This window comes from Mycobacterium szulgai (assembly GCF_002116635.1).
Lineage (GTDB): Bacteria > Actinomycetota > Actinomycetes > Mycobacteriales > Mycobacteriaceae > Mycobacterium > Mycobacterium szulgai.
Genome location: NZ_LQPW01000143.1, coordinates 58,873 through 80,536 on the forward strand (window position 1 = coordinate 58,873; position 21,664 = coordinate 80,536).

Here is a 21,664-nt window from a genome sequence, read left to right on the forward strand (position 1 = left end):
GCCGGGTCAGTTCCGGTGGCTGGCCACGAAGCGGATTCCCGCGGCGATCAAGTTGATCACCGCCACGATGATGATCAGGGTGAGCGCCGCACCCCAGATGCGCAGGAAGCCCGCGTGTTCGGGGTTGGTGAGTTCGGTGTAGATCAGCAGCGGCAGCGAGGCCATGTTGCCGTTGAAGATGTCGATGTTGATCGAGCGGCTGTAGCCCACCAGCACCAGCACCGGTGCGGTTTCACCGATGACACGCGCGACCGCTAACAGAATGCCGGACACGATGCCCGGCATCGCGATCGGAATGACGATCCGCACGATCGTCTTCCATTTGGGAACACCCAACGCATAGCTGGCTTCTCGCAATTCGTCGGGGACCAGACGCAGCATCTCCTCGGTCGAGCGCACCACCACCGGCAACATCAATAAGACCAATGCCAGCGAGACGGCGAATGCGCTCTGCTGAAACCCCATGGTGGCGATCCACAAACTGAAGATGAACAGCGCCGCCACAATCGAGGGCACCCCGGCGAGTACGTCGACCATGAACGTGGTCACCCGCGCCAGCCGACTGGTTCCGTACTCCACCAGATACACCGCGGTCATCAGGCCCAGCGGCACCGCCAGCGCGGCGGCCACCCCGGCCTGCACCACGGTTCCATACAGCGCGTGGTAGACGCCGCCGGTGAATTCCTCGGGCAGCACGCCGCGCAGCGAGTGGGTCCACCAGGTCGACCGGGTGACGCCATACCAGCCTCGCGCGATCACCACACCCAGCAGCCAGAACAGCGGCACCAGCGCGACAGCGAACGAGGCGAAGAAAAACGTTGCGGCAAGGCTGTTGGTGACCCTCCGCCGCAAGCTCAACGGCCGGAAGACCTCCGCCTTGACCGGCTGGTCGAGCGCGTCAATGGTCATCGGTGCTCACCCGTTGACCTTTCCGCCCGCGATCGCCCGCGCGGCGGCGTTGACCATGAAAGTCAGGACGAACAACGCGAATCCGGCCGAAATGTAGGCGCCGGTAGGCAGCGGTTCGCTGAATTCGGAAGCCGCAGAGGCGATTTTGGATGCGAAGGTGTAGCCGCCGTCGAACAGCGACCAACTCCCCGGCCTGGCGGCCGAACGCAGAATGATCAGCACCGCCACGGTTTCACCCAGCGCGCGGCCCAATCCCAGCATCGACGCGGCCACCACACCGCTGCGGCCGAACGGCAGCACGGTCATCCGCACCACCTCCCACTTCGTCGCACCCAGCGCCTGCGCCGCTTCGATATGGATCAGTGGGGTCTGCCGGAACACTTCTCGCGACACCGAGGTGACGATCGGCAAGATCATCACCGCGAGCACGATGCTCGCGGTGAAGATCGTGCCCCCGCCGGCCAATGACACGTTGCCCTGCTTGAACAGGCACAGCCAGTCGTGCTTGCGCCACAGGCAAACCGAGCCGAGATGCCGGTTCAGAAAGCTGGCGATCGGTTCCAGCTTGGGCGCCAGCACGAAAATCCCCCACAGCCCGAAGACGATCGACGGCACCGCGGCCAGCAGATCGACCATCGCGGCGAACGGACGCGACAGCCGCCGCGGCACGTACTGGGTGAGGAACACCGCGATCCCGACCGCGATCGGCACCGCCAGCACCAGCGCGCTGATCGAACTGAGCACCGTGACCATGAACAAGTCACGGATACCGAATGCCAGCTTGTCGTCGTCGGCGGTGTCGAATGTCGCGCTGGTGAAGAAGTTTGCGTTGTTGGCGCGCAACGCCGGTACCGCGCGGATCAACAGAAATACCGCGATCAGCACGATTGCCGTCACAATCGTCGAACTGGCTGCTCCGGCCAGGAACTTGAATAGCCGATCGGCGCGCCGCGAAGCCCGCGCGTCGACCGCCCCTAGCTCAGACTTGGCCAGCGGGCCTTTGACCACATTGACCTCAGATCAAGCGATGGCGTTGACAGCAGTCGACAACCTCGACTTGAAGGCATCCGGGATCGGGATATATCCATTGTCTCCCAAGCCATTCTGGCCCGCGCCGATGGTGCTCTGCAGGAACGCCTTCACCGCCGTGCCGACCTGGGCGTCGGGATACTTCGAGCAGACGATTTCATACGTGGCCAGCACGATGGGGTACGAACCGGGCTGCGTCGGCTTGTAGAACGAAACCGTGTCGAGTACGAGGTCGTTGCCCTGCCCGCTGATGGTGGCCCCGGCGATCGTCTTGCCGACGGAGTCGGTGCTGATCGCCACCGCGTCCGGGCCGGCTGAGGTGATGATCTTGGCCATGTTCAGGTGCTGTGCCTGAGCGAACGACCATTCGTTGTAGGTAATCGATCCTTCGGTGGCCTTGATAGCCGCCGAGGTGCCGTCGTTGCCCTTGGCGCCTTCACCGACGCCGCCCTTGAACGCCTTGCCCGCGCCCTTGCCCCCCCCGCCGTTGGACGCCGCATCGAGGTAGCGCTGGAAATTGTCGGTGGTTCCCGATTCGTCGCTGCGGAACACCACATGGATCGGTGTCGCGGGCAGGCTGGCGCCCGAGTTGAGCCCTTGGATTGCGGGATCGTTCCAGCTGGTGATGGCACCGTTGAAGATCTTGGCCAGGGTGGGCCCGTCCAGGTTGAGCGAACTGACGCCATTGATGTTGTATGTGACCGCAATAGGACCGAACACAACCGGCAGATTCCACGCCGGTGACCCACCGCAACGCTGCTGCGCGGTGGCGGCTTCCTCCTTGCTGAGCGGCGAGTCCGAACCGCCGAAATCGGTTTGGTTGCCATTGAATTCGCTGATTCCGGCACCCGAGCCGTTGCCCGTGTAGTTCAGCGTCTGCCCCGGGCAGGCCTGCTCGAAAGCCTTGACGAAGCGGGTCATCGCGTTGGCCTGGGCCGTCGAACCGCTGGCTTTCAGCGTCTTCTTGCCGCCGCAATTGACATTGCTGGCGGCCTGCCCGCTCGTTGAGTTTCCCCCGGATGAGTTGTTGTCACTGCCGCACGCTGTCAAGACCAGTGCACCAGAAGCCAGGACACTGAGCGCGGCGCCAAATCGGTTGAGTTTCAATTCAGTTCCTAACGGTAGAGATGAAACATCCTTGCCGCCACCCGTAAGCCGCGGCCCCGGTCAATACAACCAGCCGTTTTCCTCGCAGCCTTGAAGCCACACTAACAACAAGTGACCTCCTATGAAACAGTTGCTGTCGCCACGTCCCGGTCGATAGCGACATCAATTTCGGCGAGTTCTCCGGCCACTGAATTCAAACAGATTTTCGCTGTGGGCACACCGTGCGCGTTGTCTTCGCGGGCACCTGTGACAAACTAGAACCTGTTACAGAAAAGCCCCCTCCCGAGGCGGCGAGGACCGCTGCCGTTTCGGCCGACATCTGAAACGAGGCCGCAGTGATCCTCGACAGGTTCCGTCTCGACGACAAAGTCGCCGTCATCACCGGCGCCGGTCGCGGCCTGGGTGCGGCCATCGCCTTGGCTTTCGCCGAGGCCGGCGCCGATGTCGTCATCGCTTCGCGGACCCAATCCCAACTGGACGAGGTCGCCGAACAGGTGCGTGGCCTCGGCCGCCGCGCCCACGTGGTCGCCGCCGATCTGGCCCATCCGGAGGACACCGCGCAGCTGGCGGGTCAGGCTATAGCGGCGTTCGGAAGACTAGACATCGTCGTCAACAATGTCGGGGGAAGCATGCCCAACACCTTGTTGACGACGTCGACCAAGGACCTCAAGGACGCCTTCACCTTCAACGTGGGCACCGCCCACGCGCTGACCGTCGCGGCGGTGCCGTTGATGCTCGAACACTCCGGCGGCGGCAGCATCATCAATATCACCTCGGCAATCGGCCGGCTGGCTGGACGCGGCTTCGCCGCCTACGGCACCGCCAAGGCCGCGCTGGCCCATTACACCCGGCTGACGGCGCTCGACCTGTGCCCGCGCATTCGGGTCAATGCCATCGCGCCGGGGTCGATCCTGACCTCGGCGCTGGATGTGGTGGCCTCCAATGACGAGCTGCGCGCGCCGATGGAGCAGGCGACGCCGTTGCGCCGGCTGGGCGATCCCGTCGATATCGCAGCTGCAGCAGTCTATTTGGCTTCTCCGGCCGGCGCTTTCCTCACCGGCAAGATACTGGAGGTCGACGGCGGCCTCACCTTCCCCAATCTGGACATCCCCGTACCGGATCTGTGAGTTACCACAGCTTGGGCGGACGGAAAATATAGCCGGGTTCGGATTCTGTTGTCCCCCTGGCCACTTCGGTGACCGCATGGAGCCCCTTGATCAGTCCCTCAAGGCCGTCGTCACCGATGCGTTTGCGGATCGCCCGATCTAAAGCGCCCGCGGTGCGCAGGCGTGCGGTCATGAAGTCCAGCGCTTTCTGGGTAAGCTCGACCACCTTCTCGCGCTGGTCGGTGCTCGATGTGGTGGTCTGCACGTAGCCGCGATCGCGCAGTTCGGCGACCACCTTGCTGGCCGCCTGCCGGCTGATGCCGAACAGTCGCCCGATCTCTGAAATGGTGATCGGAGCCGGTTGGGCATAGAGGACGAATACGTAAAGGATGGAATAGCTGCGGTCGGGATACCCCGCAGCCTCCATCTCGTCATCAACGCGCCGGACGTAACTCCACCAAGCCACCCGCATTGCGGTTCCAAGATCTGTCTGCGGTGCCCGGTACTTAGGTGTGGCAACCATGGTTGACAGCATAAGCAACTGCCCCTAATCTCCAATTGTCAACCAAGTATGACTTTCAACCAAAGATGACAATCTCGGTCCAGGAAAGATCACCGATGGCCCCCAGATCCAGCGTTACGGCACGCAAAGCACCGATGCAGCAACGGTCGCGAGAGACTGTGCGGCGCATTCTCGACGCCGCGACACGCGTTCTGAAAGAGCGTGGCTACGAAGGCTTTTCAACGAACCGGATCGCCCTGGCGGCCGGTATCAGCCCTGGTTCGCTGTACCAGTACTTCGCCAACAAGGACGCGATCCTGAACGCCATGGTCGCCGAATACACCGAGCAGCTGCTCCACCGCGTGTCCAGCAATCTGGACAAGCATATGTACTACGACGCCGCCGGCCTGGTGTCCGCGGCGGTGGCAACACAGGTCGACGCCATGCTCGAACAGCCGGAAATGCTCCAGGTGATCGCCGGGCAAATGCCCGGAACCACGGGAGCAGAGCTGCTCAGGCCCATTGAAGGGCTGATCGGCGAAATCATCAGGGGCTATACCCTCGCATCCGCCGACCGGCCCACCGACATGGACGTCGAGGCCGCCTCGTGGCTCATGATCCAGCTGCTCGGCACCACGATCCGCTATGTGCTGGATAAGCCACCCATTGCCAAGGATGTCTTCATCAAGGAAATGACGCGCATCGCGCAATGCCACCCGATGGGCAAAGCCCGCGCGCTTGCTGCGAGCTGACTCCGGCTACAACAGCTAGGCGGTGGCCGCAACCGCTCGGTTTCGGATACCCTCACTTTCTTATTCGGGTATGCGGATGAAAGTCGGGTGAGTTGGCGCAGGACACCCAAGCCTCGCTCAAGACCAGCTGGTATCTGCTGGGGCCGGCGTTCGTTGCCGCGATCGCATACGTCGACCCCGGCAACGTAGCCGCCAATGTCAGTTCCGGCACCCAATTCGGCTACCTGCTGCTATGGGTCATCGTGGTGGCCAACGTGATGGCGGGACTGGTGCAGTACCTGTCGGCGAAGCTGGGCCTGGTGACCGGCCTCTCACTGCCCGAGGCCGTCGGCAGCCGGATGGGACGCCCGGCCCGGCTGGCCTACTGGGCACAGGCCGAAATAGTCGCAATGGCAACCGATGTGGCCGAAGTGATCGGCGGTGCCATCGCGTTACGGATCCTGTTCGGCCTGCCCCTGCCGCTCGGCGGGATCATCACCGGGGTGATCTCGCTGCTGCTGCTGACCGTCCAGGATCGCCGCGGCCAGCGCCTGTTCGAACGCGTCATCACCGGATTGCTATTGGTGATCGCCGTCGGCTTCACCTCTAGTTTCTTCGTCGCGACGCCGCCCTCCGACGCTGTGCTCGCCGGCCTGGTCCCCCGCTTCCAGGGAACCGAGAGTGTGCTGCTGGCCGCCGCGATACTCGGGGCGACCGTGATGCCGCACGCCGTGTACCTGCATTCCGGCCTGGCCCGAGACCGGCACGGCCATCCCGAGCCGGGGCCGTTCCGGCACCGGCTGCTGCGCATCACGCGATGGGACGTCGGCCTGGCGATGGTCGTGGCCGGCGGGGTGAATGCCGCGATGCTGCTGGTTGCGGCCCTCAACATGCGCGGTCGCGGGGATACCGCGTCGATCGAGAGCGCATACGCCGCGGTCCACGACACCTTGGGGGCAACAATCGCGGTGTTGTTCGCGATCGGGTTGCTGGCCTCGGGATTGGCGTCGACATCGGTGGGCGCGTACGCGGGCGCGATGATCATGCAGGGGTTGCTGCACTGGTCGGTGCCGATGCTGGTGCGCCGCTTCATCACGTTGTGCCCGGCCGTGGCGATTCTGGCGCTGGGCTTCGATCCCACCCGGACGCTGGTGCTATCGCAGGTGGTGTTGTCCTTCGGCATACCGTTCGCCGTGCTTCCGCTCGTCCGATTGACCAGTAGTGCCGAGGTGATGGGCAGCGATATCAACCATCGCGTCACCACCGTTGTTGGCTGGGCGGTCGCGGTGATGATTAGTCTGCTTAACGTGGTGCTGATTTATCTGACTGTGACGGGATAGATGCCGGTCCGCCGGCACCCATACTTCGCATACGGGTCCAACCTGTGCGTCCGGCAGATGGCGAAACGCTGTCCCGACGCCGGTGATCCGCGGCCAGCGGTGCTGTCCGATCACGACTGGCTGATCAACCAGCGCGGGGTGGCCACCGTCGAGCCGTTCGCCGGAAATCAGGTCCACGGGGTGCTGTGGCAACTTTCCGACCACGACCTGATCGCGCTGGACAGCGCCGAGGGAGTTCCGGTGCGATACCGCCGTGACCGGCTGACCGTGCACACCGATAGCGGGCCCGCCCCGGCCTGGGTGTACATCGACCACCGGGTGACCCCGGGTGCGCCACGGGCCGGCTATCTGCCGCGCATCATCGACGGCGCCAGGCACCACGGGTTGCCGCAACGCTGGATCGACTTCCTGCACCGCTGGGACCCAGCGCACTGGCCACGGCCGGTATCATCGAATGAACCCGCGCCACAATCGCTTTCGGCGTTGCTGACCGAACCCGGAGTGGCCGAGTTCAGCCGGCTGCGGTCGCGATTCGGTTTTCTGGCCATCCACGGCGGTGGGCTGGAACAGATGACCGATGTGATCGCCGAACGTGCCGCCGAGGCTGCGGACGCGTCGGTATACGTGGTGCGCCATCCCGACAGATATCCGCATCACCTGCCGTCGGCGCGGTACGACCCGACCGATTCGCTTCTGCTGGCGAAGTTTCTCGAGCACGTCGACGTCGCCGTCTCGCTACACGGTTACGGGCGCATCGGGCGCAGCACGCAGTTGCTGGCCGGAGGCCGCAATCGTGCGCTGGCCGACCACCTGGCCCGGCATATTCAGCTGCCCGGGTATCACGTCGTCACCGACCTCGACGCCATCCCGCTGGAGCTGCGGGGGCTGCATCCGGATAACCCGGTGAATCGGGTGCGCGACGGCGGGACGCAGTTGGAATTGTCGGTTCGCGTCCGGGGGCTCAGCCCGCGCAGCCCACTGTTCGGCGACGATGCGGGCCGGAACGGCCTGAGGTGGGGGTACCGCCCGCTTGGTGGGGAGAGCCGGACAGTCCAGCCTGAGTCTGGGGCGGATGGCTGGTCACCGGTTACTGCGGGGTTGGTGGATGGCTTGGTTTCCGCCGCTCGGTCCTGGCTTTAGCGATTCATTCGACGGAGGTTGTTGGTGGCTAAGGATTTTCGCTTCGGTTTGAGTATGCGCTTCATCAAATCGCGTGCGGCGCTGGAAGAGACGGCCAAGCACGCCGAAGACCTCGGTTTCGACGTGCTGTGCGTGCCCGATCACCTGGGCGCCATCGCGCCGTTTCCAGCGCTGACCGCAGTCGCCATGACTACCAGCAAGATCCGGGTGAGCATGTACGTGCTCAACGCCGCCTTCTACAAGCCAGCCCTGCTGGCTCGGGACGTCGACGCGCTGCACGTGCTCAGCGACGGCCGTCTGGAGGTAGGCCTCGGTACCGGTTACGTCCGAGAGGAATTCGAGGCCGCCGAGTTGCCGTATCCCAGTGCCGGAGCCCGCGTCGACTACCTCGAACACGTGACGAAGTATTTGGCCCAGCACCAACCGACGGTGCCGCTCATGATCGCCGGCAGCGGCGACCGGGTGATGACCCTGGCCGCCCGGCACGCCCACATCATCGCGCTCACTGGAGCCAAGGTTCGCGACGTCGAGGACCCACTGGCCGAACGCATCTCGTTCGTTCGGCAGGCCGCCGGGGAACGGGCTGACTCGCTTGAGCTGAATCTGGTGATCACCGCCGTCCCGCGCGCCGGCGAGAGCATCCCGAACCTGTCGTTGACCCGCCGCAACGCACCGAACCTGTCCGACGAGCAGTTGATGGCCATGCATTCGGTGCTCAGCGGATCGCCGCGCGAAATGGCCGACCAGCTACTTGGCTACCGCGAAAAGTATGGAGTCACATACTTCACCGTGCAGGACAACCACCTCGAGAATTTCGGAAAGGTGATCGCCGAACTGCGTTGAGCGTAGAGCGTAGAGCGTGCCCAAAGCCTTGTCAGATAGGGCACTTCGGCTCTAGCGCGGCTCGCCGCGCCGCGACATGGTGGCAGTAGCACACGATCTGCAAAGCACGAAGGCAGCACAGTCAATGGACTTCCCCGATACCGAGACGATGCGCTCGATCCTCACCCTGGCTATCCGCGCACCTTCGGTGTACAACACCCAGCCCTGGCGTTGGCGGGTGGACAACCAGATGCTGAACCTGTACGCCGATCCAAGCAGGCAGCTGCCGGTCACCGATCCCGAGGGACGTGACCTGATCGTGAGTTGTGGTGCGGCACTTAACCATTGCGCGATCGCCTTGGCGGCGATGGGATGGCGGAGCAAGGTCCACCGGTTGCCGGATCCCGCCAACCACGACCACCTGGCCACGATCGAGGTGCATGCCGACGCCGCCGATCCGGTCGACATGGCGTTGGCCGCGGCGATACCGCAGCGGCGAACCGACCGCCGCTACTACGGCTCGTGGCCGGTGGCGGCCGCTGATATCGCGCTGATGGGCGCGCGAGCTGCGCGGCTCGGTGTCACGCTGCGCCAGGTCGACGCCTTAGCCACGCTGAAGCGGATCGTCACCCACGCAGTTCGCACTCATATGAGCGACCGTGAGTATCTCAACGAGCTCACCGTCTGGAGTGGACGGTACGACTCGAAAGCCGGTGTGCCGGCGCATAACACGCCCGCGCATGACTGTGCGTCTCCGCTGCCTGGCCGGTTCTTCGCCGGTCCGGCGCTGGCGCAGCCGGCCGGTGCGTCACCGACAGACGACAACGCCGCCATCCTCGCGCTGGGCACCTCGACCGACGATCGGCTGGACTGGCTGCGCGCCGGCGAAGCCACCAGTGTGGTGCTGTTGACCGCCACATCGCTGGGCTTGGCCAGCTGCGCTGTCACCGAGCCGCTCGAGATTGCGGCAACACGTGAAGCCGTGCGCACCGAAGTCTTCGGCAGCTGCTGCAATCCGCAGATGTTGTTGCGGGTGGGCTGGGCGCCGGTCAACGCCGATCCGTTGCCGGCCACGCCGCGACGCAGCCTCGAACGCGTCGTGGAATGGACGACAGCAGGTGGTCACGCTGCGGAAGTTGATTGATACCAGGCAATCTACATTGCCCGTTCAGCCGGAGCCTCCCTGCGGCCTCAGGTGAGCCAGGCACAGATCAGGTTGGGCGAACGCCTCCAGTCGGTCGACGGTGACCGGTGCCGCGTCACCTTCGAGAACTCCTTGCATGAGTCCAAGGTGAATCGAGCACACGACCTTGCTTTGACTCTCGGCAAGTTCGAGGAATGGGCAGTGCCGCAAGCCGATCTGCTGCTGCCCCCCGGAGCTGCGATGCTCGGGCGCGAACCCGAACTCGTCGAGGACACCGACGAGGTGTTGGACCGATTTCTTCGCAGTCGTCTTCTTCTGTTGTGGCGCTGGCGTTTTGAACTGGCGCGCCCACGCGCGCCCCGCGGCCTGCGCCGTGGCCGACGGATTACGGCCGGAGGCCAGCGTCGCCGCCAGGATTTCGGCGAGCAGCCGGTAATGGCGGGGTCCGGTGCGGTCCATCTGCGCGACGGCACGAAACATCAGCGGTGGCCGTCCCGGTTGTCTGCCTCTTGGCTCGACGTGCTCAACCTGGCCGTCACGGACCAATTTAACCAGGTGAAAGCGGACCGTATTAGAGTGCACGTCAAGCACTCTGGCGATCGCAGCGATACTCAGCGGACCCCGCTCAGCCTTCAGTACGCGCAGCACATCACGACGGCGCCCAGACGTCTCCTCCCGCGATATGGCCACCGCAGTCAGGCCTGCTGTGGATCCTGCTTGGGCAGACGTGCCACCAACGGAGTGTCGACGCCAAGCGGACCCAATTTGCCGGCTCCGCCCGGTGATCCGAGAGGCTCGTCGCGGCCCGCCAGGGTTTCGGAAAAGAACGCCGCGTTGTCGGCTAGATAGGGCTGCAACTCTTCGGGCAGGTCATCCTCGTAGTAGATTGCCTCGACTGGACAAACGGGCTCGCACGCTCCGCAGTCAACGCACTCGTCCGGATGAATGTAGAGCGCCCGGCCACCCTCGTAGATGCAGTCAACCGGACACTCCTCGACGCAGGCCCGGTCCATCACGTCAACGCATGGCTCGCCAATCACATATGCCATGGTTCGGAGTTTACACAATACGGGTTGTATAAACCAGCATTGCGTGCGGATCTGTTGGCCGACAACGGATTCGGCGTGCGGATTTGACTCGAACAGGCCATCGAAGCATGCCCTCGCGCGGCGTTATCGCGCGAAGAACTGGCTGGTTCAGCTACCCCTTGACCAGCCGCAGCCGCCACGCCTCCGGTCCGCGCTGCTCGTACTCGACCCCGAGCCGGCCGGCCGCGCGATGATCGAGCTGGCGCAGCAGCGGGATCGGATCATGAGGTGCCACCAGCACCAGCGCGCCGCCGTGGGGAACGGCGTCGAATGCGCCGAACACGGTGGCATGCCGGATCGAATGCGGCACCTCACGGACGTCGAGCACGGGATCGTCGGCATCGGCTTCGCAGCAACCGCAGGTATGTGACGACACGGCACCGTCGGCGCGGTGGGCATGGCCGAGGAGTTCGTGCATGCCGCCGGCGACTTCAGCGAGCGAGACGTCGGGATCGGCGGCCACGATCGGCAGAATCCGTTCGTTCTCGTCAACCAGGTGTGCGTCGAACAGCACTCGCAGGGCTTGTGCGGAACCGGCCGCGCGCACCGGCGATTCCGTGCGGATGCCGTCGACGAGGGAGCCGATGACGCGGTGCGCCGCGATCATCGATTCGACCAGAGGCCGGGCACGCTCGGTGCGGCTGGCGGCCGGGTACAGCCGCGCCTCTTCGGCGGCGGCGTGCGGCAGCAGCTCGCCGGTCAGGAAAGCCAGGGCCGCGGCTCGCGCGGGCTCAATGTCGGCGCCGCGCTCCAGCGCCGACACGATGCCATCGGTGAGCATGGCGAGTTGCCCGGCGAGCTGCGCGTGATGGCCCTTGATCGCATCGACCGCCGCGGCGTCAGCGGCTGTTGACGCGACGACCACATCGTTGGCCGACATCTTGGTTCCTTTCCGCAGAGTCCGCAGGCTCCGCTGAACGAATGTGACTCATTGCCCTATGCGCTTCGTTCAAGAATTTACTACAGTAATTTCCGTGAAAAAAGACCGCCTGGCCCTCGGCCCTGAACCGGCGCCGGTGGTTCGGACGCCCGTGGCTCTGTCCGGGCAGCGGCTACGGGTGCTCGAGTACGTGCGTGCGCACTCCCCCGTCCGGGTCGGCGACGCCGCCGGCGCACTTGACCTGCACCCCAACACCGTTCGCGAACATCTCGACGCGGTCGCCGGGCTCGGGCTCGTCGAGCGCTCCACGGCAACCGCCCTCGGGCGCGGGCGGCCGGCCACGTTGTATCGCGTGTCGGCCGCCGATCCGGCCGTCGCCGTTCGCGATTACGCGGGCCTGGCGACCGCACTGGCCGGTCATCTGGCTCGGACCAGCGCCGCCCCCGAGCGCGATGCGCAGGCTGCCGGTATCGAGTGGGGACGCGAACTCATCGATGAGGACAGCCAAGCCGGCGGTGATCCGCGACAGACCGTGCTTGACGTGCTGACCCGCCTCGGCTTCGCACCGGACGACGAGGGCACGCCGAGCGCCGGGGGTATCGCGCTGCGTCGCTGCCCGTTGCTGGAGGCAGCGCGGCGTTACCCCACCATCGTCTGTCAGGTCCACCTCGGCATCGTCGAGGGAATGCTGGAGCGGCTCGGCGCTCCCAGCGGCCAGGGGCTCGATCTCATTCCATTCGCCGAACCCGGCGCCTGCCGGCTGTTCCTACCAGAACCCGTGGTGCGACATGGTGATTGACCGACGCATTCCGTCCCGGGCGCTGCTGCTTGTCCCCGGCGGGTTCGCGCTTCTGGCCGGACTCGATGCGGCGCTGCTGTTGCTCGGCCTGCCCGCGCCGTTCAAGACGACCCAGCTGGCCGAAGTGCACGGCGTCCTGCTGGTGCTCGGGTTCGTCGGCACGGTGATTGCGCTGGAGCGAGCAGTGGCCGCACACCGGTGGTGGGCCTACCTGGGCCCGGCGTTCCTGGGCGCCGCAGCGGTGCTTCTCGTCACCCGGACACCCCGAAACCTGGGCGGGGTCCTGTTGGTCGCCGGATCCGCGGTGTTGGTTGCGGTATACGCGTCGCTGTGGCGGCGCTCTGCCGACTCGGCGATTCTGGTCCAGGTCGCCGGTGCGGTGCTGGCGACGGGCGCGGCGCTGTTGTGGCTGGGTGGCGTGCCGGTCCCCGACCTATTGCCCTGGCTGTCGGGATTTCTCATCCTGACGATCGTCGGGGAACGCCTTGAGCTCGCCCGCCTGACCATGGCCGGCACCCCGGCCGAAGGGACGCTGATCGTCCTCGCTGCGGCGATGGTCGCCGGCACCGTCGCCGCATTGTTGTGGCCGGCGCCCGGCTACCCGTTGCTCGGCGCGACGCTGCTGGCGACGGCGCTGTGGCTGTACTGGTTCGATGTCGCCCGCCACACCGTACGTGCGACGGGCCTGACCCGATACATCGCGGTGTGCCTGCTTGCCGGCTATGTGTGGTTGCTGGTGCCGGCCTTGACCTGGCTGCTCACCGGCCAAATCCGTTCCGGCGCAGGTTATGACGCGGTAGTACACGCGGTGATGCTGGGCTTCGTGCTGTCGATGATCATGGCGCACGCACCCGTGATCTTGCCCGCCGTGTTGCGTCGCCCGCTGCCCTACACCGGCTTGATGTACGGGCCGTTGGCGCTGTTGCACCTGTCCCTGCTGCTGAGGCTGGCGGTTGGTGATGCACGCGGCCTGCGTTGGGCCGTGCAGGCGGGCAGCGTCCTGAACATCGTGGCTGTCCTCGGATTCATTGCCGTCGCAGGCTATTCGGCGATGCGCGCAGCCCGTCGGGTGCCGGCATGAATCGCTCGGGATGGCATTTACGGGTCGGGGCGGTCGTTTTCGCCTGGCTCGCCGCGCTCGTCTCAGTGGCGGCGGGGCACCGGTTCCTGCCGCTGTCCGGCTGGCTACTGGTCCATCTGTTGGCGCTGGGCGCAGCCGGTAATGCGATCCTAATCTGGAGCCGGCATTTCGCAGATGCATTGCTGCGCACAGCTCCGGACCCGGCCCGGAAGTCAGAAGTGTTGCGCCTCTTGGCCTTTAACGTCGGTGCGGGCGCAGTGGTCGCGGGCATGCTGGGTCGGTGGTGGCCGGTGGTTTTGGCGGGAGGTGTCGTGGTCGCCGTCGTCGCCCTGGCGCACGGCGCGGCACTGCTACGGCAGTTGCGTACCGCGTTGCCCGCCCGCTTCGGTGTCACCGTTCGCTACTACGTCGCCGCGACGGCGTGTCTGGCTGCCGGCGCCGGACTTGGTGTGGCGATGGCGAACTCGGCGCTGCCCGGGCGCATCCACGAGCGGTTCATCCTTGCGCATGCGGCGCTGAATTTGTTCGGTTGGGTGGGACTCACGGTGTTGGGCACACTGGTCACGCTGTGGCCGACGATGCTGCGCACCCGGATGGCCACCGGAGTCGAGGCGGCCGCCCGCGACGGCCTGCCGGCCCTAATGATCGCCCTGGCGGTGGCCACCGCTGGTGCGGTAGTGGGGTCACCGTTGATTACCGGACTGGGCGCCCTCGGCTATCTCGGTGCTGCGGTGATCGTGCTGCGGCCGCACCTCGACGAGATTCGGCGCAAGCGGCCCAACGACTTTGCGACCTTGTCGGTTTTGGCGGGCGTGGCCTGGCTGATCGGGTCGCTGGCCTCCGCCGTGGTGGCACTGGTGATTTCGCGGACCTGGCCGGCCGCGGTGGCGGCGCTCGGCGCGCTCACCGCTCCGGTCCTGGCCGGCTTCCTGGTGCAGGTGCTGCTCGGGTCACTGACGTACCTGACGCCGGTAGTGATGCGCGGCCGTTCGGCGACGCTGGCGGCCGGAGCCGAGCTCGAGCGGGGAGCTGGGTGGCGGCTCACCGTCGCCAACGCCGGGCTGCTGCTGTGTGTCCTTCCGATACCGAGCCTGGTGCGGGTTGCGTCATCGATGCTGGTGCTGGTGTCCTACGCGGCCTTCCTGCCGCTGCTGGTCCGGGCGGTGTGGCGGGCACACCGGGATCGCGACAAGCCGTCGCCTGCCGACCGACCACACCCGGCACGGCGACTCGGCGCCGCCGCCGCGGGACTGGCCGCCGTCGTGCTGGCCGCCGCAGCCGGCGTGGCCGCCGATCCCGCCGCGATCGGTATCCCCACCACGCCCCAGGTTGCCGTGGCGGCCACCGGGCACACCACCACAGCATCGGTCCGAGTCGAGGGCATGCGCTTCGTGCCCGACACGGTGGACGTGCCGGCCGGAGACCGGCTGCTGATCACCCTCGCCAACACCGGCACCAACCAACACGACCTGGTGCTGTCCAACGGCGCCCGCACCGGACGGTTGGCACCGGGTGAATCGGCCGTCCTTAACGCCGGCGTGATCGGCTCCAGCCTCGACGGCTGGTGCGCCGTGGCCGGACACCGCCAGATGGGCATGACGTTTTCGGTTCGGGTGACTGGCGCGCCGACACACGCCGCGCACCCAGATCACCAGGGGCCGGGGCACGTCGCGCCGATCGCGGCTGCCGACATCGCCCGCAGCCTTGGCGCAGACCCGGGTCCGGCCTTCAACGCGCGTGACGCCGCGCTGCCGCCGGCGACTGCCGCGCACCGTCTGACGCTGCCGGTAACCGAGATTCAACGCGAGGTCTCTCCCGGAATCACCCAGCGGCTGTGGACATTTGGCGGTACCGCCCCCGGACCCACGTTGCACGGCAAGATTGGCGACGCCTTCGAAATCACTCTGATCAACGACGGCAGCACCGGCCATTCGATCGACTTCCACGCCGGGGCGCTGGCCCCCGACGAGCCGATGCGGACAATCCAGCCCGGCGAGCGCCTGGTGTACCGGTTCACCGCCACACGCGCAGGTATCTGGCTGTACCACTGCTCGACCATGCCGATGTCGCTGCACATCGCCAACGGCATGTTCGGGGCGGTGATCATCGACCCGCCGGATCTGCCGCGCGTCGATCGCGAGTACGTGATCGTGCAGTCCGAGATGTACCTCGGCGCGCCGGGTGAAGATGCCGATACGGACAAGGTCGCGGCAGACAAGCCCGACCTGGTGGTGTTCAACGGCTATGCCCGCCAGTACGACCACACGCCGCTGACCGCCCGGGTTGGCGAGCGGGTCCGGATTTGGGTGCTTGCCGCCGGACCCAACCGAGGCACCTCGTTCCACGTGGTTGGTGGCCAGTTCGACACCGTGTGGACCGAGGGCGACTACCGGCTGCGGCCAGGTGCCGGCGGTGCGCAGACGCTCGGATTGTTCGCCGCCCAAGGCGGATTCGTCGAACTATCCTTCCAGCAGCCCGGTCGATACCCGTTCGTGTCGCACGCGATGGTCGACGCCGAACGCGGCGCCCACGGCATCATCGAGGTGTCTGCGCGGTGACGTGCCTGATGCGGCTCAGTCGGCGGCATCGCTACACTCACACCGCCGCCAGCGACTAGGTTTGGTCAGGTATTCAACAACGTCCCCGCCCTCGTAGCTCAGGGGATAGAGCACGGCTCTCCTAAAGCCGGTGTCGCAGGTTCGAATCCTGCCGGGGGCACTTTCGGTCTGTATTAGCTCGGTTGATGCTTGACATTTCTGTTTCGGGTGATGCCTGACAGTGTTCCGGGTGATGCTTGACAGTTGTTTCCGTTGATCCTTGACAGTCCTTTGAATGAAGCAGTTGAGCGCGGCTTGGCAGCGGCATCAAGCGGTGATGGCTGTGACTGCCGATGAGGTGTCGCGGAAAACGCTGCATACCTGGTTGGCCCGGTATGAGGCCGCCGGCCTAAAAGGGTTGGTGGATCGGTCGCATCGGCCGGTGTCGTGTCCGCATCAGATGCCGGCCTTGGTGGAGGCGACGTTGTGCGGTGCGCGGCGCCGCCCGATCGGTGCTGCCGGGGCCTGGGCGTGGGATCGCCGGCACGGTTCGGTGTTCGTGGCGCCGCTGATGGCGGCGACGCTGGCGAGGCATGGCGCGGCGACCGCGGGACGGCACAGATCAGGCCGGCGGCGTTCGTATGGCGTGACCTGCCCGGCTCAGGTCGGCTACTTCTGGAAGGGGCGCTGTTGCTCCGACGCCAGTTGCTCCACCATTTGGCAGAGGTTGACGACAGCCGCGCTCAACTTGTAGATCGTGGCGTCCCGGTCTGCCATGCAGGTCTGCCAGTCTGGGAAGTCTTGCGGCGGTTTCTGGTTGTCTGCGTTGGCGTGGATTTTCTGCTCGATTTGTTCGCACACATCCGCGATATTCATCTCTTCCGTCGCGCCCATATCGGCAAGCCATTGATCAGCCATGTCAGATCCTCACCTCTCCAAATGCCATCTCGTAGGCTATCTGGTCCATGTCACGGCGACGTTGGCGCGGTTCTGTGCGCTGACGGCGGGGCGACCCACGTCCAAAATCTCACTTGTCTGCCGACTCTCCGCCAAGGACCATGACGGACTGTCGAACCGTGTTGGAGACCATCAGAAGTTTCGAGACCGCACGCCAAAGCGCACCGAGCAAGTTCATGCTTGGTGCATGGCGGAGACTCAGTCTGTCCACTCCCAACAAATTTGCCGTCGCCGCGGCAGTCGCTTGATTTTCGTCGGGGTTGGATTGATCGCCTTGTCTGCGGTCCTCTTCCTAGTGATTTTCATGACTGTGAGCCTTCAAACCAAGACCCCGCCGCCGGCAACCACCGCGACCCTTCCGCCGGCAACCACCCCGACCCGGCTGCCGACTACATCGATGCCGCCGGAAACCAAAGCGACCGAGCCGCCGGCAACCACCTCGACCGCACCCCCGGTAACCACCCTGATCGTGGTACAGCCGCCCAGTGCCGCCCCGCCGCCAGGCGGCGGGCTCACCGGCCCTGTCCCGATACTTGGAGCCATTGCGGCGCTTCTCGTTGCTCTAAGTGGACTGATAACTGCAGCAACCGGACTGTTTAAGGTGCTACGAGTGCGGGGTCCTGCCACAAGCGCACCATCGGAGTGACCAGGCCAACCGACCACGCCCAAAGCGCCTAACAGGTTCGAGCAGGCCATCGGTTGCGGGCGGAGCCGACGGCGCGGGTCCGACTTCATTTCCTCACTGCGCCGTTTTGTCAAGCGGTATTTTGTGCGAGTAATTTCGAGGGGACACTTTGTTGAACCGTCCAGCGGAGAACCGCTTTATGGATGGGCATTTTGTGGCATTTTGTGACGAGTTTGCCTGGTTCGTGAGACGCCGCAATAGCGCCACATTTACGTGTTGGATTCGGCATTATTTGCGAATCGCACTGTTTGTGCCGCCCGCGAGAGCTAGCCGCCGGCCGCCTAGCGCATGGCACGAAGGGCCGACGGGCCATCGGATCGCGCTTTGCCTGGTCAGACACCAAGCCCGCTAGCCGGTAGGCCCTTTAGGCCGCAGCTCACGGGCGCGAAAATGCGACTTGAGCGCATGGTTGCGCCCGGGACTCCCCTGGTCAAACGTCGATTATCTCCGGGGCACAGAGAGCTTGCTCATGGCATGAATTCAATTTCGACGAATATTAGAAGGTTATTTCAATAGCAGTTGTAAGTAATCGGCGTGACGATAATGAATCTATGGCAAACCAGTAATAAAACTGTAATAAAGCTGGGATCCGACAGCAATCAGCGGTACATATGAACTCGTTATGGAGTCGTTATGAGTTCGTTATAAGGGTCGAGAAGGGGTTGGGTCATGACGTATGTAACGGCAGTACCGGCGGCGCTCGCAGCAGGGGCGGCGGACATATCCGGGATCGGTTCCACGCTGAGCGCGGCCGCGGGAGCCGCGGCGGTTCCGACCACCAAGATCGTCGCCGCGGCCGCCGACGAGGTATCGGCGTCGATCGCGGCGCTATTCGGCACGCATGGTCAGGATTTTCAAGCCCTAAGCGCCCAACTAACGGCGTATCAGAGCCGATTTGTCCAGGCATTGACGTCGGGGGCTGGCTTGTACGAGCTCGCCGAGGCGGTCAACGCATCACCGTTACAGAGCCTCGCTCAGTCGGCCGTTGGCGCCGTGAATGCGCGGCTGTTCGGCACCGGTACCGCCGGAACCACGACGAGCCAGGCGACTGCCGATAAGACGACGAGCACTGCGGGCAGCACAAACGCCACTACGTCGACCGCGGGAACGACATCTGCGTCGACGGCCAGTACGGCGACGACGGCCGCCAACACCGGCGGCGCAGCATCCAGCACCACTGGCGCCAACACGGCGACCACCGCCGGCACCGGCGCGGCCACCGCCACGACTGCCGCGTCCGCTACGTCGGCTACGTCCGCTACGTCGGCGTCGGGGGCGTCCGCGCTGAGTGCGGCGGCGCCCACTGCCACGACAAGCGGCGGATCCGGAGGCGGCGACGTTACTGCGACGTATGCGACGACGTCGCAGTGGGGGAACGGTTTCGTCGCCAACTACACGATCACCAATACGGGCACGACTCCGCTGACCAACTGGCAGCTCCAATTCAACTTGCCCGCAAACGAATCCGTCACCAACCTGTGGAATGGTCAACTTCAGCAGTCCGGTACGCAATACACCGTCACCCCGGAGAGCTACAACGCCACGATTGCCCCAGGACACTCGATCACGGTTGGCTTCCAGGGCGTGCACGACGGGACCTACTCAGCGCCAACACATTTGACGGTTAACGGTCAGCCGGTTGGTGGGGATACCGGCGGAACGGGCACCGGGACTGGTACGGGTACAGGCACCGGTACGGGGACTGGGACCGGTACGGGTACTGGGACCGGTACGGGTACTGGGACCGGTACGGGTACTGGGACCGGTACGGGTACTGGGACCGGTACGGACACGGGCACGGGCACGGGCACGGGCACCGGCACCGGCACGGGCACGGGCACCGGCACCGGCACCGGCACGGGCACCGGCACCGGTACGGGCACCGGCACCGGCACCGGCACCGGCACGGGAACAGGCACCGGTACGGGCACCGGCACAGGCACAGGCACCGGCACAGGCACCGGTACGGGCACGGGCACCGGCACCGGTACGGGAACAGGCACCGGTACGGGCACCGGCACCGGTACGGGCACGGGCACGGGCACAGGCACCGGCACAGGCACGGGCACCGGCACGGGCGACAACGGGCTTACGGCGACGTACACGGCGACGTCACACTGGGACAACGGCTTTATTGCCGACTACACGATCACCAATACGGGCACGACCCCGGTAAGCAACTGGCAGCTCCAATTCGATTTGCCCGCAAACGAATCCATCTCCAGTGCGTGGAGTGGGCACTTGGCCCAGTCAGGCACGCACTACACCATCACTCCCGAATCGTGGACACAAACGATTGCACCCGGCAGTTCAGTAACGGTTGGCTTCCAAGGTTTGCAGACCGGCTCCTATTCGGCGCCAACGAATTTGCTGGTGAACGGACACGCGGTTAGCGGCGGCACAGGCACCGGAACGGGAACGGGAACTGGAACTGGAACTGGAACTGGAAGCGGGACGGGTACCGGAACGGGAACAGGCACCGGGACGGGAACTGGCACCGGGACGGGTACGGGTACGGGCACCGGGACGGGAACAGGCACCGGCACAGGCACCGGCACCGGCACAGGAACAGGCACCGGCACCGGCACGGGAACCGGCACCGGCACCGGCACGTATTCGCCCTACGTCGACCTCACGCTCTGGACCGGGCCTAACGGATACGACTTTGCAACCGCCGCCCAGAACGGGGTCAAGAACGCCACTCTCGCCTTCATCAACGCCGACCCCACTGGTCAGGCGTCGTGGGGCGGCTACCAGGCGTATGACGTCACTGGCGGCTCTCAGAGCTCGTTCATCGATAACCAGATCGCCAACATGAAAGCAGCTGGCATCAACGGGACGCTCTCGTTCGGCGGCGCGTTCGGCACCGATCTCTCCGCGGTTCCCGGTCAGACCCCGACAGCACTGGCGCAGCAGTACAAGACGATCGTGGATACCTACCACATCTACAACCTCGACTTCGACGTCGAAGGTGCGTTGCAAGGCAACACCCAAGCAATGCAAACCCAGTCGAAGGCCATCGCCTTGCTGCAGCAGCAGGAGGCGGCCAATGGCACACCCGTGAGCGTCTCGTACACCCTCCCGGTACTGCCGACCGGTCTGGTCGAAGGGCAGGGCGGAGGTTTGAGCGTTCTGCAGACCGCCCAAACGAATGGCGTGCAAATCTCACGCGTGAACGTGATGGCCATGGACTACGGCAATGGTTTCGATCAGCCCGGAAACCCCGGCATGGGCCAGTACGCCATCGATGCCGCGACCAATACCCACAACCAGTTGATGACGCTGTATCCGACGATGTCCAGCCAGCAGGCGTGGTCGATGGTCGGGGTGACGCCGCTGATCGGAATCAACGACGACCCGCTTGAGGTCTTCAGCCTGGCCAACGCCCAACAACTCACCACGTTCGCCCAGCAGCACGGTATCGGTGAACTGTCCATGTGGGAGTTGCCTCGTGACGTGACAGGCACATTGGGCGCAGTAGACGCCACTGATGGCAGCGGAATTGCACAAACCCCGTTCGCCTTCTCGAAGATCTTCGAGCAGATCGAAAGCGGTCCCGTTACCTAGGGTCCATCCACGGCCCTCGGGGCGGCCCACGGCGGGCGGTCCCGACAGTCGTGGCTATCGAGATCGATTGTGCAGCTGCGGCATCGAGTGTGTAGCCAGAGCGGGGAATCCGCGCTACGAGCGCCAAGAGCGCACACCCGAAGCCGCCAGCTCACAGAAGAAGCCACGGCCCTCGGGGCGGCCCACGGCGGGCGGTCCCGACAGTCGTGGCTATCGAGATCGATTGTGCAGCTGCGGCAT

General features: G+C 65.1%; 19 protein-coding genes, 1 tRNA gene and 1 pseudogene. 12 read left to right on the forward strand and 9 right to left on the reverse strand.

Annotated elements, in window-relative coordinates:
- Positions 1–6 precede the first annotated feature (6 nt).
- The 3 genes from pstA to pstS are packed head-to-tail and all read right to left on the reverse strand — an operon-like array spanning position 7 to position 3,045.
- Positions 7–909: a phosphate ABC transporter permease PstA gene (pstA, locus tag AWC27_RS20515; protein ID WP_085672167.1), complete on the reverse strand. Its 903-nt coding sequence runs from the start codon at positions 907–909 to the stop codon at positions 7–9.
- A gap of 6 nt (positions 910–915) precedes the next feature.
- Positions 916–1,917, reverse strand: a complete 1,002-nt coding sequence (pstC, locus tag AWC27_RS20520) for a phosphate ABC transporter permease subunit PstC (RefSeq protein ID WP_085672168.1) — start codon at positions 1,915–1,917, stop codon at positions 916–918.
- A gap of 12 nt (positions 1,918–1,929) precedes the next feature.
- Complete coding sequence (gene pstS, locus AWC27_RS20525; protein WP_085672169.1) at positions 1,930–3,045, reverse strand: phosphate ABC transporter substrate-binding protein PstS; 1,116 nt, start codon at positions 3,043–3,045, stop codon at positions 1,930–1,932.
- 335 nt (positions 3,046–3,380) lie between these two features.
- On the opposite strand from pstS, the gene AWC27_RS20530 reads away from it, so the two are divergent.
- Positions 3,381–4,172 (forward strand): SDR family oxidoreductase, encoded by a 792-nt coding sequence (locus AWC27_RS20530; RefSeq protein WP_085672170.1) that lies wholly within the window; start codon positions 3,381–3,383, stop codon positions 4,170–4,172.
- 1 nt (position 4,173) lies between these two features.
- On the opposite strand, the gene AWC27_RS20535 is transcribed toward AWC27_RS20530, so the two are convergent.
- Positions 4,174–4,674, reverse strand: a complete 501-nt coding sequence (locus AWC27_RS20535) for a MarR family winged helix-turn-helix transcriptional regulator (RefSeq protein ID WP_085672188.1) — start codon at positions 4,672–4,674, stop codon at positions 4,174–4,176.
- Positions 4,675–4,832: 158 nt separating this feature from the next.
- Here AWC27_RS20535 and AWC27_RS20540 point away from each other — a divergent pair, with 158 nt between their 5' ends.
- The 5 genes from AWC27_RS20540 to AWC27_RS20560 all read left to right on the forward strand — a co-directional run bounded on the left by AWC27_RS20540 (position 4,833) and on the right by AWC27_RS20560 (position 9,830).
- Complete coding sequence (locus tag AWC27_RS20540; protein ID WP_245847344.1) at positions 4,833–5,405, forward strand: TetR/AcrR family transcriptional regulator; 573 nt, start codon at positions 4,833–4,835, stop codon at positions 5,403–5,405.
- 92 nt (positions 5,406–5,497) lie between these two features.
- Positions 5,498–6,724, forward strand: coding sequence for an Nramp family divalent metal transporter (locus tag AWC27_RS20545; protein ID WP_085672171.1), 1,227 nt, complete (start codon positions 5,498–5,500; stop codon positions 6,722–6,724).
- The gene (locus AWC27_RS20550) at positions 6,725–7,864 is read left to right on the forward strand and encodes a poly-gamma-glutamate hydrolase family protein (protein ID WP_085672172.1); all 1,140 of its coding nucleotides are present in this window, start codon (positions 6,725–6,727) and stop codon (positions 7,862–7,864) included.
- An 18-nt stretch (positions 7,865–7,882) separates the two neighbouring features.
- On the forward strand, positions 7,883–8,707 hold the full coding sequence (locus AWC27_RS20555; RefSeq protein WP_085672173.1) for an LLM class F420-dependent oxidoreductase: 825 nt from the start codon (positions 7,883–7,885) through the stop codon (positions 8,705–8,707).
- A 124-nt stretch (positions 8,708–8,831) separates the two neighbouring features.
- The gene (locus AWC27_RS20560; RefSeq protein ID WP_085672190.1) at positions 8,832–9,830 is read left to right on the forward strand and encodes an Acg family FMN-binding oxidoreductase; all 999 of its coding nucleotides are present in this window, start codon (positions 8,832–8,834) and stop codon (positions 9,828–9,830) included.
- A gap of 24 nt (positions 9,831–9,854) precedes the next feature.
- On the opposite strand, the gene AWC27_RS20565 is transcribed toward AWC27_RS20560, so the two are convergent.
- From AWC27_RS20565 to AWC27_RS20575, 3 genes are all read right to left on the reverse strand, one after another.
- Entirely contained in the window at positions 9,855–10,529 is a 675-nt protein-coding gene (locus tag AWC27_RS20565; RefSeq protein ID WP_139837122.1) for a helix-turn-helix transcriptional regulator, read from the reverse strand.
- Positions 10,526–10,879, reverse strand: coding sequence for a ferredoxin (fdxA, locus tag AWC27_RS20570; RefSeq protein ID WP_085672175.1), 354 nt, complete (start codon positions 10,877–10,879; stop codon positions 10,526–10,528). The genes AWC27_RS20565 and fdxA overlap by 4 nt, the downstream gene beginning before the upstream one ends.
- A gap of 151 nt (positions 10,880–11,030) precedes the next feature.
- Positions 11,031–11,798, reverse strand: coding sequence for a DUF2249 domain-containing protein (locus AWC27_RS20575; protein WP_085672176.1), 768 nt, complete (start codon positions 11,796–11,798; stop codon positions 11,031–11,033).
- A gap of 94 nt (positions 11,799–11,892) precedes the next feature.
- Here AWC27_RS20575 and AWC27_RS20580 point away from each other — a divergent pair, with 94 nt between their 5' ends.
- The 5 genes and pseudogenes from AWC27_RS20580 to AWC27_RS20600 all read left to right on the forward strand — a co-directional run.
- The gene (locus AWC27_RS20580; protein ID WP_085672191.1) at positions 11,893–12,597 is read left to right on the forward strand and encodes a helix-turn-helix transcriptional regulator; all 705 of its coding nucleotides are present in this window, start codon (positions 11,893–11,895) and stop codon (positions 12,595–12,597) included.
- The gene (locus AWC27_RS20585) at positions 12,587–13,678 is read left to right on the forward strand and encodes a hypothetical protein (protein ID WP_085672177.1); all 1,092 of its coding nucleotides are present in this window, start codon (positions 12,587–12,589) and stop codon (positions 13,676–13,678) included. The genes AWC27_RS20580 and AWC27_RS20585 overlap by 11 nt, the downstream gene beginning before the upstream one ends.
- Complete coding sequence (locus tag AWC27_RS20590; protein ID WP_085672178.1) at positions 13,675–16,236, forward strand: multicopper oxidase domain-containing protein; 2,562 nt, start codon at positions 13,675–13,677, stop codon at positions 16,234–16,236. Before AWC27_RS20585 ends, AWC27_RS20590 begins: the two co-directional genes overlap by 4 nt.
- Before the next feature lie 87 nt (positions 16,237–16,323).
- Positions 16,324–16,396 (forward strand) — tRNA-Arg (locus tag AWC27_RS20595).
- 114 nt (positions 16,397–16,510) lie between these two features.
- Positions 16,511–16,717, forward strand: a pseudogene (locus tag AWC27_RS20600) (leucine zipper domain-containing protein); the annotation flags it as partial.
- A gap of 167 nt (positions 16,718–16,884) precedes the next feature.
- On the opposite strand, the gene AWC27_RS20605 reads toward AWC27_RS20600, so the two are convergent.
- Complete coding sequence (locus AWC27_RS20605; protein ID WP_085672179.1) at positions 16,885–17,133, reverse strand: hypothetical protein; 249 nt, start codon at positions 17,131–17,133, stop codon at positions 16,885–16,887.
- A gap of 357 nt (positions 17,134–17,490) precedes the next feature.
- The gene (locus AWC27_RS20610) at positions 17,491–17,715 is read right to left on the reverse strand and encodes a hypothetical protein (protein WP_139837123.1); all 225 of its coding nucleotides are present in this window, start codon (positions 17,713–17,715) and stop codon (positions 17,491–17,493) included.
- Between the two features lie 811 nt (positions 17,716–18,526).
- Between AWC27_RS20610 and AWC27_RS20615 the strand changes: the two genes are divergently transcribed.
- Positions 18,527–21,424 carry a cellulose binding domain-containing protein gene (locus AWC27_RS20615; RefSeq protein ID WP_085672181.1) on the forward strand — a complete coding sequence of 966 codons (2,898 nt, stop codon included), beginning with the start codon at positions 18,527–18,529 and terminating at the stop codon, positions 21,422–21,424.
- Positions 21,425–21,664: the final 240 nt, after the last annotated feature.